Origin of the sequence: Streptococcus sp. 1449, from assembly GCF_013276805.1 — a bacterium.
In the GTDB taxonomy this organism is placed as follows: domain Bacteria; phylum Bacillota; class Bacilli; order Lactobacillales; family Streptococcaceae; genus Streptococcus; species Streptococcus pseudopneumoniae.
Genome location: NZ_VMLS01000010.1, coordinates 13865 through 26675, shown reverse-complemented (window position 1 = coordinate 26675; position 12811 = coordinate 13865). Strand labels below are relative to the sequence as shown.

The 12811-nt window shown below is 40.7% G+C and carries 18 protein-coding genes and 1 pseudogene; 5 read left to right on the top strand and 14 right to left on the bottom strand.

Annotated elements, in window-relative coordinates; all coding sequences use genetic code 11:
• Positions 1 to 23: 23 nt before the first annotated feature.
• Both HT687_RS02825 and HT687_RS02820 read right to left on the bottom strand, forming a co-directional pair.
• On the bottom strand, positions 24 to 878 hold the full coding sequence (locus tag HT687_RS02825; RefSeq protein WP_000694496.1) for a MetQ/NlpA family ABC transporter substrate-binding protein: 855 nt from the start codon (positions 876 to 878) through the stop codon (positions 24 to 26).
• A 153-nt stretch (positions 879 to 1031) separates the two neighbouring features.
• On the bottom strand, positions 1032 to 1862 hold the full coding sequence (locus tag HT687_RS02820; RefSeq protein WP_023935540.1) for an amino acid ABC transporter substrate-binding protein: 831 nt from the start codon (positions 1860 to 1862) through the stop codon (positions 1032 to 1034).
• 94 nt (positions 1863 to 1956) lie between these two features.
• On the opposite strand from HT687_RS02820, the gene HT687_RS02815 reads away from it, so the two are divergent.
• Positions 1957 to 2100, top strand: a complete 144-nt coding sequence (locus HT687_RS02815) for a hypothetical protein (RefSeq protein ID WP_166736624.1) — start codon at positions 1957 to 1959, stop codon at positions 2098 to 2100.
• A gap of 18 nt (positions 2101 to 2118) precedes the next feature.
• Here the strand turns inward: HT687_RS02815 and HT687_RS02810 are convergent, their stop codons facing one another.
• The 9 genes from HT687_RS02810 to tsaB all read right to left on the bottom strand — a co-directional run bounded on the left by HT687_RS02810 (position 2119) and on the right by tsaB (position 8891).
• Entirely contained in the window at positions 2119 to 2442 is a 324-nt protein-coding gene (locus HT687_RS02810; protein ID WP_000253927.1) for an AzlD domain-containing protein, read from the bottom strand.
• A complete protein-coding gene (locus HT687_RS02805; protein WP_023935538.1) occupies positions 2432 to 3127 on the bottom strand; it encodes an AzlC family ABC transporter permease in 696 nt (231 codons plus the stop codon). The genes HT687_RS02810 and HT687_RS02805 overlap by 11 nt, the downstream gene beginning before the upstream one ends.
• A gap of 158 nt (positions 3128 to 3285) precedes the next feature.
• Positions 3286 to 4512, bottom strand: a complete 1227-nt coding sequence (locus HT687_RS02800) for an MFS transporter (protein ID WP_023935536.1) — start codon at positions 4510 to 4512, stop codon at positions 3286 to 3288.
• A 71-nt stretch (positions 4513 to 4583) separates the two neighbouring features.
• Complete coding sequence (locus HT687_RS02795; protein ID WP_023935534.1) at positions 4584 to 5249, bottom strand: CPBP family intramembrane glutamic endopeptidase; 666 nt, start codon at positions 5247 to 5249, stop codon at positions 4584 to 4586.
• A 67-nt stretch (positions 5250 to 5316) separates the two neighbouring features.
• Complete coding sequence (locus tag HT687_RS02790; protein WP_000933471.1) at positions 5317 to 5514, bottom strand: peptide pheromone VP1; 198 nt, start codon at positions 5512 to 5514, stop codon at positions 5317 to 5319.
• Positions 5515 to 5803: 289 nt separating this feature from the next.
• Positions 5804 to 6667: an XRE/MutR family transcriptional regulator gene (locus HT687_RS02785; RefSeq protein ID WP_023935532.1), complete on the bottom strand. Its 864-nt coding sequence runs from the start codon at positions 6665 to 6667 to the stop codon at positions 5804 to 5806.
• A gap of 106 nt (positions 6668 to 6773) precedes the next feature.
• Entirely contained in the window at positions 6774 to 7784 is a 1011-nt protein-coding gene (gene tsaD / locus HT687_RS02780) for a tRNA (adenosine(37)-N6)-threonylcarbamoyltransferase complex transferase subunit TsaD (protein WP_023935530.1), read from the bottom strand.
• On the bottom strand, positions 7774 to 8211 hold the full coding sequence (gene rimI / locus HT687_RS02775) for a ribosomal protein S18-alanine N-acetyltransferase (RefSeq protein ID WP_023935528.1): 438 nt from the start codon (positions 8209 to 8211) through the stop codon (positions 7774 to 7776). The genes tsaD and rimI overlap by 11 nt, the downstream gene beginning before the upstream one ends.
• Positions 8208 to 8891, bottom strand: a complete 684-nt coding sequence (gene tsaB / locus HT687_RS02770) for a tRNA (adenosine(37)-N6)-threonylcarbamoyltransferase complex dimerization subunit type 1 TsaB (RefSeq protein WP_023935526.1) — start codon at positions 8889 to 8891, stop codon at positions 8208 to 8210. Before tsaB ends, rimI begins: the two co-directional genes overlap by 4 nt.
• 177 nt (positions 8892 to 9068) lie before the next feature.
• On the opposite strand from tsaB, the gene cibA reads away from it, so the two are divergent.
• On the top strand, positions 9069 to 9254 hold the full coding sequence (gene cibA / locus HT687_RS02765) for a fratricide two-peptide bacteriocin subunit CibA (RefSeq protein ID WP_000180803.1): 186 nt from the start codon (positions 9069 to 9071) through the stop codon (positions 9252 to 9254).
• 1 nt (position 9255) lies between these two features.
• On the top strand, positions 9256 to 9408 hold the full coding sequence (gene cibB / locus HT687_RS02760; protein WP_000974046.1) for a fratricide two-peptide bacteriocin subunit CibB: 153 nt from the start codon (positions 9256 to 9258) through the stop codon (positions 9406 to 9408).
• Between the two features lie 321 nt (positions 9409 to 9729).
• On the opposite strand, the gene HT687_RS02755 is transcribed toward cibB, so the two are convergent.
• The 3 genes and pseudogenes from HT687_RS02755 to HT687_RS02745 form a co-directional block, all read right to left on the bottom strand.
• Positions 9730 to 9945, bottom strand: coding sequence for a hypothetical protein (locus HT687_RS02755; protein ID WP_023935522.1), 216 nt, complete (start codon positions 9943 to 9945; stop codon positions 9730 to 9732).
• A gap of 353 nt (positions 9946 to 10298) precedes the next feature.
• A pseudogene (locus tag HT687_RS12305) lies at positions 10299 to 10392 on the bottom strand (phospholipase); the annotation flags it as partial.
• A gap of 83 nt (positions 10393 to 10475) precedes the next feature.
• The gene (locus HT687_RS02745) at positions 10476 to 10709 is read right to left on the bottom strand and encodes a hypothetical protein (protein ID WP_001200005.1); all 234 of its coding nucleotides are present in this window, start codon (positions 10707 to 10709) and stop codon (positions 10476 to 10478) included.
• Between the two features lie 184 nt (positions 10710 to 10893).
• Here HT687_RS02745 and HT687_RS02740 point away from each other — a divergent pair, with 184 nt between their 5' ends.
• Positions 10894 to 11127 carry a DNA-dependent RNA polymerase subunit epsilon gene (locus HT687_RS02740; RefSeq protein ID WP_000639571.1) on the top strand — a complete coding sequence of 78 codons (234 nt, stop codon included), beginning with the start codon at positions 10894 to 10896 and terminating at the stop codon, positions 11125 to 11127.
• 1 nt (position 11128) lies between these two features.
• Positions 11129 to 12808, top strand: a complete 1680-nt coding sequence (locus HT687_RS02735; protein WP_000331986.1) for a ribonuclease J — start codon at positions 11129 to 11131, stop codon at positions 12806 to 12808.
• Positions 12809 to 12811 lie beyond the last annotated feature (3 nt).

The following is a 12811-nucleotide window of genomic DNA, read 5'->3' as shown; positions in this document are numbered from 1 at the left end:
CTCTCCCACCTCCCTGTTTCTTATTACCAAACTGGTTGATCCAAACCGTCTGATGTTTCTTCGATAACTTTTTTCACCTCATCTGTGTGGTAAGCTGCGATCACTTTCTTGATAGCATCAGCCTTAGGTGATGTTTCCCAATCTTTTTTCGCAACGATGATGTTGTACCATTGTTTTGAGTTTTCATCAGCTTGTTCTTTGAAGAGTGCTTTCTTGTAGTCCAATTTTGCTTCTGTAACGAAGGTATTGTTTACAACGGCAGCGTCAACTGATGACAATGAACGAGCTGTTTGGCTAGCATCCAATTCAGTGATTTTCAAGTTCTTTGGATTTTCTTTGATGTTAGCAACTGTTGCAAGAGCAGTTCCTGAAACGTCCAATTTAATCAAGCCAGCTGATTGAAGCAAGTAAAGCGCACGACTTTCGTTTGTAGCGTCGTTCGGTACAGCGATTTCTCCGTTTGCTGGGATGTCTTCTACTTTAGTGTACTTGTTGTCACTTCCATTCAAACCTGAGTAAAGGCGGATTGGAGAGATGTATGTATCTGCAATCGCTACAAGGTCTTTTCCGTTTTCTTTGTTCCAGTTGTTCAAGAAGTTATAGTGTTGGAAAGCGTTCAAGTCTACTTCGCCGTCAGCAGTTGCCTTGTTTGGTTGTGAGTAGTCTGTGAACTCTGTAAATTCCAAAGTGATGCCGTCTTTTTTAACCAATTCTTGGACCTTATCCCAACGCGCTTCTTCAGAACCGCTACGGTTGACAGTTGCAATTTTGATAGTTGTTGCATTGTCTGCTTTCTTTTCTGAGTTTCCGCAAGCTGCAAGAGCCAAACCTGCGACTGTAGCAAGGGCTGCTAGGCCAAGCCATTTTTTAATTTTCATGATTCTTTCTCCTTAAAAATAATACCGTACTAGTATCTCACAATTTGTTTGATTTCACAAATTGTTATTAGATAGCCAGATATATAGTTTAAAACTATACCCCTAAAAACTGAGAAATCACCCCCCTTACTCAGAATGGATGATTTCAAATAATTATTTAATATCAGCTTCTGCTGGTAGGTAAGTGTCCCCGAAGAATTGTTTTGACAATTTTTCAAGAGTTCCGTCTTTGTAGAGTTCTTGGATACGTTTGTCTACAAATGTTTTCAACTCATCTTGACCTTTAGCAAGAAGTGGGTAAACATAAGGTTGTTGGTCGCTTGGAAGTTCGATAACTTTCAAGTTGTCCAAACCTTGGTCCTTGATGACTGTTTCAACACCGATTTTATCAAAAATCTTGTAGTCAAACTGGCCATCGCTCAAGCGTCCCATGATTTGTTGGAAGTCTGCTTTAGTATACTTTAGGACAGTTGGATTATCTGAATGTTGTTTGTTGTAGTCTTCTAGCTGTTTAGCAGAAGTTGTCCCTTGAACAACTTCTGTTGATTTTCCACCGATATCATCAAGCGATTTGATGCTAGGGTCATCTTTTTTCACTACAAGAACGTTAGGGTTTTTAGCAGTTGGAGCTGCATAAAGGTATTTTTCAGCACGTTCTTTAGTGTAGCTGATGTTGGCAACAGCCATATTGTAACGGTCGGCATCAAGTCCTGCAAAGACTCCTGACCACTCTGTCTTCTCAAACTTGACATCATACTTGTCAGAGTCTTTAAAGATAGCGCGAACCACTTCAATTTCGTAACCAGTCAATTCGCCATTTTCTTCATAGTTGAATGGTTTTGGTGTAGCATTAGTTGCAACGATAATTTCTTTCTTGCTAGCTGCTTCTCCTTCTTTCTTAGCACCACCTGAGCAAGCTGCTAAAACACCTGCAGCAACAAGCCCTAAAGCAGCAAGAGATGAGTATTTAACGATTTTTTTCATGTCATTTCCTCCAAAATAGAATACCTTATAATCTTAACAGAAAAAGACCATTTACGCCATTATATGATATCTATATCTGTGATAGGTTTTCTTTATGGCTGATTTATACTCAATGAAAATCAAAGAGCAAACTAGAAAGCTAGCCACAGGTTGCTCAAAACACTGTTTTGAGGTTGGAGATAAGACTGACGAAGTCAGTTACATATACCTACGGAAAGGCAAAGCTGACGTGGTTTGAAGAGATTTTCGGAGAGTATTAAAAGACCAAACGCAAGACGGCAATCAAGACCACTCCAAAGAGAACTGTTCCGACTAGATTGCGGTAGCGAAAGGCTACCCAAGCTGTTGGAAAGACGGCTAAGAAGTCCAGCCATTTGATTTGAGGCAAACTTCCAACCTTACCTGCCACTACGCTTGAAAGAATCAAGGCAAAAATAATAGAGACGGGCAAGAACTTCAAAAAACGCTCAACGATCGCAGGCAAGCCCTTATACTTGACCAAGATGAAGGGAATCATACGGGGAATCCAGGTCACAAGACCAGAGAAAATAACTGCTAATAAAAGATACTTACTGACCATCTAAAACCACCCCCATGCTACAACCAAGTAGCGTCGCAAACAGAACAGCTAGCGACTGAGACACCACTGTCAAGAGTAAAAAGAAGGACACCGCAACAACTGCTAGGATAATGAGCAGATTGCGGACAGGAATCCGTCTTTGCATAATCTGAAATTGCGAAGCAAAAATACCGATAAACATCCCAACTAGGGCAAAATCTAAACCAAAGATTTCTGGATTTGGTAACAGACCACCCAGAGCCGTTCCGGCAACTGTTCCCACAAACCAAGCCACATAGCTGTTAAGATTGTTTCCGTGCATCCACATAGGATTGACCTTGTCTGCATGGGCCAATTCGCCCATCAAAACACCATAAGTCTCATCCGTCAAGATACTAGACATACCGATATTGTGCCAGAGACTAGTATGACGAAAATAGGTCGACGCATGCAAACTCAACAAAAAGAGACGCAAATTGATCAAAAAAACCGTCATAGCAATGGCAGCCACAGGCGCTTGAACCGCAATCAGGGCCAACATGGCAAACTGGGCGCTCCCAGCATAAACAAAGAGGCTCATCAAGCCCATCTCAACAGGTGTCACATAGGGCGCACCGATAATCCCACAGGCAAGTCCGATACTGACATAACCAAGGGCCGTTGGCATGGCTGCCTGCGCTCCCTCCCAAAATCCTTTTTCTTTCATCTTTCTCCTCATATTGTCTTAATAGGTGGGCTGAAAAGACTCCAGCCACAGCATGGACTATTATAACACATTCAGGAAAGAGAAAAAAGTCTGTTGATTTTGACCATCATAAAAAGACTGGCAATCCAGTCTCAAACATATATTAAACAAATTCTCCGCTAAATACTTTCACGAATATTCAGAAGCATGACAAAGGCAACTAGAAGAAATAGCAATAAAACAAAGCTAACTGCCAGAGTTCCAAAGCTAGTAGCAATGGTTACCAAAGCTATTGTAAATAAGCTAGGTAAAACAACCGTAATAGCACCGATAGAAGATTGAACTGCTCCCATTGACTCCTCAGGTATTTGTTTAAAGACGAGTTCTTGCAATCTAGGAGAGAGAACACCTGCGAAAAAGGCATCCAAGGTACTAAAGATAAGAATCCAGTCAAAACGAACTGTGGCAAATCCTACTAGAAGAAGCAATTGGATGACAAGTGAGGCATAGAGAGCTGTTTTTATAGAAATCGTATTTTTCAGATAGCCACTTACAAGACTTCCGACAATCAGGGCTGACAGTTCAAAAGTGGATAGCAAGGCAAGAGATTGACCTGTTTGTAAATTCAAAAAGGGTTGATTCCTCAAAAACAGAGTAGAAACAGGAACTGTAACATTTATCACTGCTTGACTAATAGAAATAATAAACAAAACTAAGAGCACCTTATTCATATTCCATATCAATTTCGATGATTGGAGCAAATGCTGGCAAAAGGATTTTACAGAGAGTCCTTCTTGATAGCTAATCGTTTTTTCTACTTTCAAGAGGTCAGTTTTTATGAATAGGATACCTAAAAATGCGATTAAAAAGGTAAGAGCGTTCAGTAAGGAAATAAACTGGATGGATAGAATACCTAATAAGACTCCTCCTAAAATATTACTGATTGTTTTCACTAAACTAACAGTTGACTGTTTAAATCCAATAGCTTCTGCCAGATGGTCTTGTCCAATAATTCTAATGAAAATCGGAGTGAGCATGGCGCCTGAAAAATAACTCAATGTGTCAGACAAGAGGTTAATCAGACAAATAAAGGCTACTAGTACTAAGGAAAAGGACTGCCCTGAAAGCGATAAGGACACTATAGAGTAAAGCAAAAATTTTGCAAAACTAATAATTGTATATTTCAAGACACGATGATGTTGAAAATCCGCCAAAACTCCCAGAAAGATTTGTAGAACTTGGGGCAGGGTTTCTGAAATCGTGATAAGTAAAATCGCCAAAGGAGCAAAAGAGGCGTCTGCCACATAATTCAAAAAGGCCAGATAAAAAATCGTATCCCCAACCGTTGAAATCCACTGGTTGATGGTTAATTGCCTAAAATCTCTATTTTGAAGAAATACTTTCATTATAACTCCTTTTTAAGTTCAAATGGGAATCTTTCCCCAGAAATAGACCGCGATACTACTCACAACCAAAATTACAGCAACGGTAAAATTTGACCAATGCCATTGTAGACTATATGCAGTCCAATAGGCCAATAAATGGACTTGGTTACTCTAAACAAGATGGCAAATATGAGGCCACCACCCATATATACAAAAAAGTCTGTTAAAACCCAACCGTGATTACTAATGTGCAAGACCCCAAATAAAATAGCAGAACCAAGTACATCTAGTCCCCATTTCTTTCCTTTTTCCAGAGCTGTCATCACCAATCCCCGATAAATCATGTCTTCAAAAATGGGACCTGCTATAACAGGATAGAAAAAATACATCAAAAATGCTGTAGCTCCTGTAAAAGTAGGAACATCCAGTTGATAAGCAATTTCATTTTTGGTAGGAGGGAAAAGAAAAAAGGTGACGAAATTCCAAACAACAAAAGCAAGCAGAGCTAGGAAGGAATAGAAAAGATAGGATCCTTTAAACTTTCTACTCTTGATTTTCTGCCATTTGCCTGACTTAACCATAGCAAAAAAAGCAATAAAAACGACAAGAAAATGCAACATCATATCCGACAGATAATAACCAAAGTCAGATAGAACAAGAGCAAAGTCGCTAGATAAAACCAGACCACTAAGGTACTGATAAGCAAGAACGAGTAGAATCGCTATAAAAAAGTAGTATCTTGAAGTTATCTTTCCCATTTTATTTTCTCCTATACTATGAAATAAAGACAGCCCCTACCCAAGAAAAAGGCAAGGACTTTGAATATCAATAATGGCGACGATTAACAGTGGAAGAATCATGGTTAAAATATTTCTCCCAGAAATTAGTGATTGACCAAGACGTTCCTAAACCTCCCCAACTACCACCTGGGATAACGGCATTATACCCAAGTTCCCCTCCATAAACTGTCTCCAACTCAGCTTCTGTCAATTCCATTGTTTCTGCAAATTGTAAATTTAACATCTTTTACACTCCTTCAATTATCTTCATTTGTAAACCACTTCTGCGACCTAGGATTTGCTTCAAATGTTTTACAAGGACAGTATAACACGGAAATTGGCTTATTTTAGAAAATCGCATATTTGATATTTTTTCTTATAGAAATTTCAGATTTGCGATTTTGGTGAATTTGATTACTTCTCTGGTATAATAAAGTTATTACTAACAAGGAGGGATATAATGATGAAGAAAAGAAAAATACAACTGATACTCCTGCTTATTTCGGAGTGGGTTATTGTCATCCCGTTTTTAACTAATCGATAAACTCTTTGTATTGCTGCAAACGCAATTCAAAAAGGGCTGTCAATTGTGGATTTTCTAATACTTGCAGAGATTGGATAAAATTTTCAATCTCTTTTTGGTTGCTTCCCTTGGTTTGAAGAAAAATACTCATTTTCTTTAAAAATTGCCACGATACTTTCTCAAAAACATCGTACGGACGCAACATGCTCTCCAACTCGGCTTCGAAGATTGGGATGTATGAGAAAAGTTTTCGCTCCATGAGCTCTGATATAATATTCAGAAAGCCACTTTTCATATACAGTCTATTATGTACCAACTCTTTAAATTCTTTGGATTTTTCGAGTAAGGAGGTTGATAAAAAGATCAGATCTTGATTGCTCAAGAAGGGCATAGTATTGCAAAAGAGATAGAGTTCAAACCAGGTCCAAGACTCGATAGCATAGAGATAGGTGGTCAAAAACTCGCTATCCTCCTCTGCTAGTGGGTAGCTTTTATCTAGTGAGTGGATGGCATCTTTGATTACAATAGCATTCAAACGACGATAGGTCTCTGCCATCTGTTCTTGCTTGATTTTCTCCAATAGTTGCTCTAAGCCAGCGATATCTTGGTGGGCAAAGCGATCCACAACCTTTCGACCGATTCGCATATGTGGAGATTCTTGATAGTTGTTGAGCTTGTGCCCAAACTCATCAAAGGTCACATTTATACCTTGGATGGCTAGGATCAACTTATCTGCAGATAGCATAGACTGCCCTAGTTCGAACTTGGATAGCTGAGAAGCTGTTAGACCCTCACAAGCCACATCTGACTGCTTGAGCTTTCTAGCCAAGCGCAATTCCTTGTAAAATTCTCCCAATTCCATTCTCTCAATCATCTTGCCACCTCCTAGCTTTTGCATATTATATCATTATTTTTATAGTTTTGTCAAAATATTCTGACATTTCAAAGGGTGAAAAAGCCAGCCTTAAGCTGACTCCATTTTATTCCATGGTATCAAAAGCGAGACTTGGTTTGGCATTGAGGTCCAAGCTTGCAAAGTTTTCTTTGTTCCACTCGCTGACGCTGGCATAGGCAATCATACCTGCATTGTCTCCGCAGAGGCGCAGAGGTGGGATGATAACCTTGACATCTGTGATTTCGGCCGCTAGGCGTTCTCTGAGGCCTTTATTGGCTGCTACCCCACCTGCTACGACAAGGGTTTTAACAGGGTATTTCTCCAAAGCCTTCTTAGTTTTTGCCATAAGAATATCCAAGACAGCTGCTTGGAAGGAAGCACACAAATCCTCTGTGGACAAGCTTTCTCCCTTTTGCTCGGCATTGTGGTGAAGATTGATAAAGGCCGATTTCAAACCTGAGAATGAAAACTCCAGATTATCTTCCTTAATCATGGCACGAGGAAAATCATAAATATCCTGTCCCTGATGAGCTAGCTCGTCAATCTCACGACCGGCAGGATAGGTCAAGCCCATGACACGGCCAACCTTATCATAGGCCTCCCCAACCGCGTCATCTCGCGTTTCTCCAACAATCTTGTAGTCCCCAGCCTCCGAAACATAAACCAACTCTGTGTGTCCACCGCTAACCAAAAGGGCTAGCAAGGGAAACTCCAAAGACTCCACACTCTGAGCGGCCATGAGGTGACCAGCCATGTGGTTAACAGGAATCAGCGGAAGTCCATGAGCCCAAGCAAAGGCCTTAGCAGCTGACAAACCGACCAGTAAGGCTCCGACCAAGCCCGGTCCATAGGTAACCGCCACAGCTGTCACGTCCTCTTCGGTAATCCCTGCTTCGGCTAACGCCTCCTCGATACAGGCTGTAATGACCTCTACATGGTGACGACTGGCTACTTCCGGCACTACGCCTCCAAAACGTTTGTGACTCTCAATTTGACTAGCAATGACATTGGACAAGAGCTCATCGTCGTTTTTCAAGACGGCGACACTGGTCTCATCACAGGATGTCTCAAATGCTAAAATATATCTATCCTTCATCTATTTCTCTCTTCATGATAATGGCGTCCTCGACTGGGGCATGGTAGTAGGCCTTTCGCTCAGCGATGACTGCCATCTTTTCTTTCTTGTAAAATGCTTGCGCTCGTTGATTTGATTTTCTGACTTCGAGGAAAATCTCCTTGTCTGTCGGCAGTGTCGCAAACAAGGCTGACGCAATTCCCTGACCCTGATAGGCTTCTTTGACAGCGATTTGCAGGACTTCTGCCTCAAAGAGATTCTCCTGTACAGCTAGAAATCCAATCACTTCTGCCCCATCATAAGCCAGAGCATACCAAGTCTGGTCTTGAGCCAGGTCTGCTTGGATTTGTTCCAGCGTCCACGGACTGATTGGGTAAACAGCTGCCATAACAGCGTAGATGGCTTGAGCCAAGTCAGACTGCTGTTGAGTTCGTTTGATTTCTATCATAGGCGTTTAATGTAAGACTCGCCAGACTCCGTGTGGTTCTTAAGCCAGTTTTCCTCAGCCTCAACACGTTTGAGGTAGTTCGGCACAAAGTCGTGCAAGGAGTCTGCTTCCTTGTCCCAAGCCCAAAGAGCTAGATTGGCTGCATTTGGCAAGGTTTCTTTGAAATTAGTCCTTGGCAAGTGTTCTTGAATCTGCTTCACAAAGGGGCCAACTTCTCCGACAAAGGTTACCTGACTAGCCCCCTTGATTAGCTCAATCACTCGCTCAAAAGGCAGGTGCGCTTCTGGCATGACAGGTTTGGCATTTTCATAAAATCCTGCATAAACATTATTGCGACGCGCATCCATCAAGGGGACAAACAAGCCTTCTTGTTGGTAGGGCACCAGAGCCAAGAGACTCGACATACCAACTAACTCGATGTTCAGAGTGTGAGCTAAGGTCTTGGCAGTTGCCACCGCAATTCGCAAGCCTGTGTAGCTACCTGGCCCTTCAGCTACCACGATTCGGTCCAAATCCTTGGGTGTCCAATCCAAACTTGCCATCAAAAAATCGATGGCAGGCATAAGGGTAATACTGTGATTTTTCTTGATATTAATCGTCGTCTCGGCAATAACCTGCTTGTCCTCTAAAATAGCCAGAGAAAGAGCCTTGCTAGACGTATCAAAAGCTAATACTTTCATAACACATTCCTATCTTTTTGTCTGCTTACTATTATACTACAAAAGCTGGCACATGGGAATTTTCTTTATCCCCAAACAAAAATGCCCTCACTTAACTAAAAATAATTTAAAAAAATGTTCACTTTTCCTTTTCTTTTCCGAATATAAAAGTGAATAAGAAAAAAGGAGGAAAGTTCAATGACAAATTTTGACATTCTTGACAATCAATTTTTATCCTTATCTGAAAATGAATTATCAGATATTGATGGCGGTCTCGCTCCCTTGGTTATCTTTGGAGTAGCAGTATCTTGGAAAGCTATTGCAGGTGGAACAGCACTTATAGGTTCTGGTTTGGCAGCTGGTTATTTTTTAGGAGGAGATTAATATGATGAAAGATTTGAACAACTATTGTGAAATTTCTACTAAGGAATTGCAAGAAATAAAGGGTGGCTTTGGTGTAGGTGTTGGTATCGCTTTATTTATGGCAGGTTATACCATTGGAAAAGACCTTCGTAAAAAGTTTGGTAAGTCATGCTAGATAAGAAACACATTTTTAGAAGGATAAATTTTATTGTCTTCATCTCTTACAGTTTGCTCAGCATTCTCAATGATTTAAACATGACTACTATCCCTTTACCAATTGATCTATCTGTTTGTATTGTTTTATTTTTATGCTTCAACTCTATTTTTGAGCAGAACAATGACTCCCATAAAAATAATAAGCTCTGAAAATTCCATTGTCATGTCATTTTAGAAAAATGCAAAGACCACCTCATCTTGATAGATGGGGTGGAATTTTCGTGTCATAAATTTACTATCTTTTGCCACCAAACAAAAAGCCCCAGCATAAGCGGGGCATCTAAGCATTTAATCCAAAGTAAAATACAAACCAAACGACATAGGTTACAAGGAGGAGAAAAAGCGAGTAGAGAGTCACAAAGGTAATTTTCCACAAGAACTTGGTTTGTCGTCGTTCCAGTTTGGCAAATAGAAGATTCCCTCCATAAACGCAAGCAACAAAAACAATAAAAGCTACCAAGCGAGCTCCGATAGCAAAAGCAAATAAGTTATACATAGAGCAACCTCCTTAGTTTAAATTTATCTTAATAAGTAAAGTGAAATATTGCATATGCATCTAATTTCAGTGGCATAAACACATCTACAAGTGCCTATAAACAGAAACCTTAAAAGATAAGTTAAAACTTATAAAATAAGATTCTGTTCATAGACACCAATACTCATATCAACACTTTTACGTAACAACTCATATTTTACAAAAACTTGGTCTTATACGAATCTAGAAAATAGAACCACAGCTGCTCTTGCATATGCTCCTTTAGTTGTATTCCAAGCATTATTTGCTACAATAGGAGATAATCTTATTAGGAATGCGGCATTGCAACTTCTATTATCTGCTAAAAATCCCTTAAAACACTTATCATGATAGAAACAAGCCATATCTAAATCATCAATAGCTGGAATAGAATATCCATTATTTCCCATAACCACAATAATTACCATAAGAGCCTATAGGAAAAAGAGAGCGATCCATTCTAGCCAAATCAGTTGACTCTCCGTTAGTCTCTATATCCGTTACGATTTCGTTTAAAACACGCCTACCTCCAAAGCTTCATTATCTAAACCAAGCTCCTCTGCTTTATCTAATCTAACTACAGGGAAAGCATGTTCATTCAATTCGGTAACTTTATCCAATTCAGAAGTATCTATAAAGTTAAACATAATATCAATAGCACTAAACAATATAGTTTCCGAATTATTTCCTTTCCAGCTTATACTATTTCTTTCTATTATTATAGCATATACTTTTTGATATTGCAAGCGTTTACCAAAGAAATCGTCCCATGACTTTCTCGTTTCCGTCTTTTACTAATTTTTCATTTTGTGGTATAATTGAAATAATTGTAACGAATCAAGGTCAATCTAGACACAAAATGGAATGAAATCAAGCAAATCTATGCTAAAAGTTTGGAATAAGCTGACCTGTAAAATAGAAAGGAACTATATGATTTACAAAGTTTTTTATCAAGAAACAAAAGAACGTAGCCCACGTCGTGAAACAACACGCGCACTATACCTAGACATCGATGCCAACTCAGAACTTGAGGGCCGTATCGCTGCTCGCCAACTTGTCGAAGAAAATCGCCCAGAGTACAATATCGAGTATATCGAACTCTTGTCTGACAAATTGCTAGATTACGAAAAAGAAACTGGCGCCTTCGAAATCACGGAGTTCTAATATGGCCTATACTCTTAAACCTGAAGAAGTCGGCGTTTTTGCCATCGGTGGTCTGGGAGAAATCGGGAAAAACACATACGGGATTGAATACCAAGATGAGATTATCATCGTCGATGCTGGGATTAAATTCCCAGAAGATGACTTGCTGGGTATCGACTATGTCATTCCTGACTACTCTTACATCGTGGACAATATCGACCGCGTCAAGGCTGTTTTGATTACACACGGACACGAGGACCACATCGGTGGGATTCCTTTCCTGCTAAAGCAAGCAAATGTCCCTATCTATGCTGGACCACTTGCCTTGGCTTTGATCCGTGGGAAGCTCGAAGAACACGGCCTCTTGCGCAACGCCAAACTTTACGAAATCAACCACAACACTGAGTTGACCTTTAAAAATCTCAAGGCAACTTTCTTTAGAACGACTCACTCTATTCCAGAGCCTTTGGGAATTGTCATTCATACTCCTCAAGGAAAAATCGTCTGTACGGGTGACTTCAAGTTCGACTTTACTCCAGTTGGAGAACCTGCAGACTTGCATCGTATGGCTGCCCTTGGTGAAGAAGGCGTGCTTTGTCTTCTGTCTGACTCAACAAATGCGGAAGTGCCAACCTTTACCAACTCTGAAAAAGTCGTTGGTCAGTCCATCATGAAGATTATCCAAGGCATTGAAGGACGTATCATCTTTGCATCCTTTGCCTCAAATATCTTTCGTCTCCAACAAGCAACAGAAGCCGCTGTTAAGACTGGACGTAAGATTGCGGTCTTTGGTCGTTCTATGGAAAAAGCCATTGTCAACGGAATTGAGCTTGGCTACATCAAAGCTCCTAAGGGAACCTTTATCGAGCCAAATGAAATCAAAGATTACCCTGCAGGCGAAGTTCTCATCCTCTGTACAGGTAGTCAGGGTGAGCCGATGGCAGCCCTCTCTCGTATCGCCAACGGAACCCACCGTCAGGTGCAACTCCAACCCGGTGATACCGTTATCTTCTCTTCAAGCCCAATCCCTGGAAATACGACTAGCGTCAACAAGCTGATTAACATCATTTCTGAAGCTGGTGTCGAAGTTATCCACGGTAAAGTGAACAATATCCATACATCTGGACACGGTGGCCAGCAAGAGCAAAAACTCATGCTCCGCTTGATTAAGCCAAAATACTTCATGCCTGTCCACGGTGAATACCGCATGCAAAAAGTCCATGCTGGACTAGCAGTGGATACTGGTGTTGAGAAGGACAATATCTTTATCATGAGTAATGGTGATGTGCTTGCCCTTACTGCTGACTCAGCTCGTATTGCAGGTCATTTCAACGCCCAAGACATCTATGTCGATGGAAATCGTATCGGTGAAATCGGCGCAGCTGTCCTCAAAGACCGTCGTGATCTATCTGAAGACGGTGTCGTTTTAGCAGTCGCAACTGTTGACTTCAAGTCGCAGATGATTCTATCTGGTCCAGACATCCTCAGCCGAGGCTTTGTCTACATGAGAGAGTCTGGCGACCTGATTCGCCAAAGCCAGCGTATCCTCTTCAATGCCATTCGTATCGCACTGAAAAACAAGGATGCTAGCGTGCAATCTGTCAATGGTGCCATTGTCAACGCTATTCGCCCCTTCCTCTATGAAAATACCGAACGTGAACCGATTATCATCCCGATGATCCTCACACCAGATGAAGAATAAATC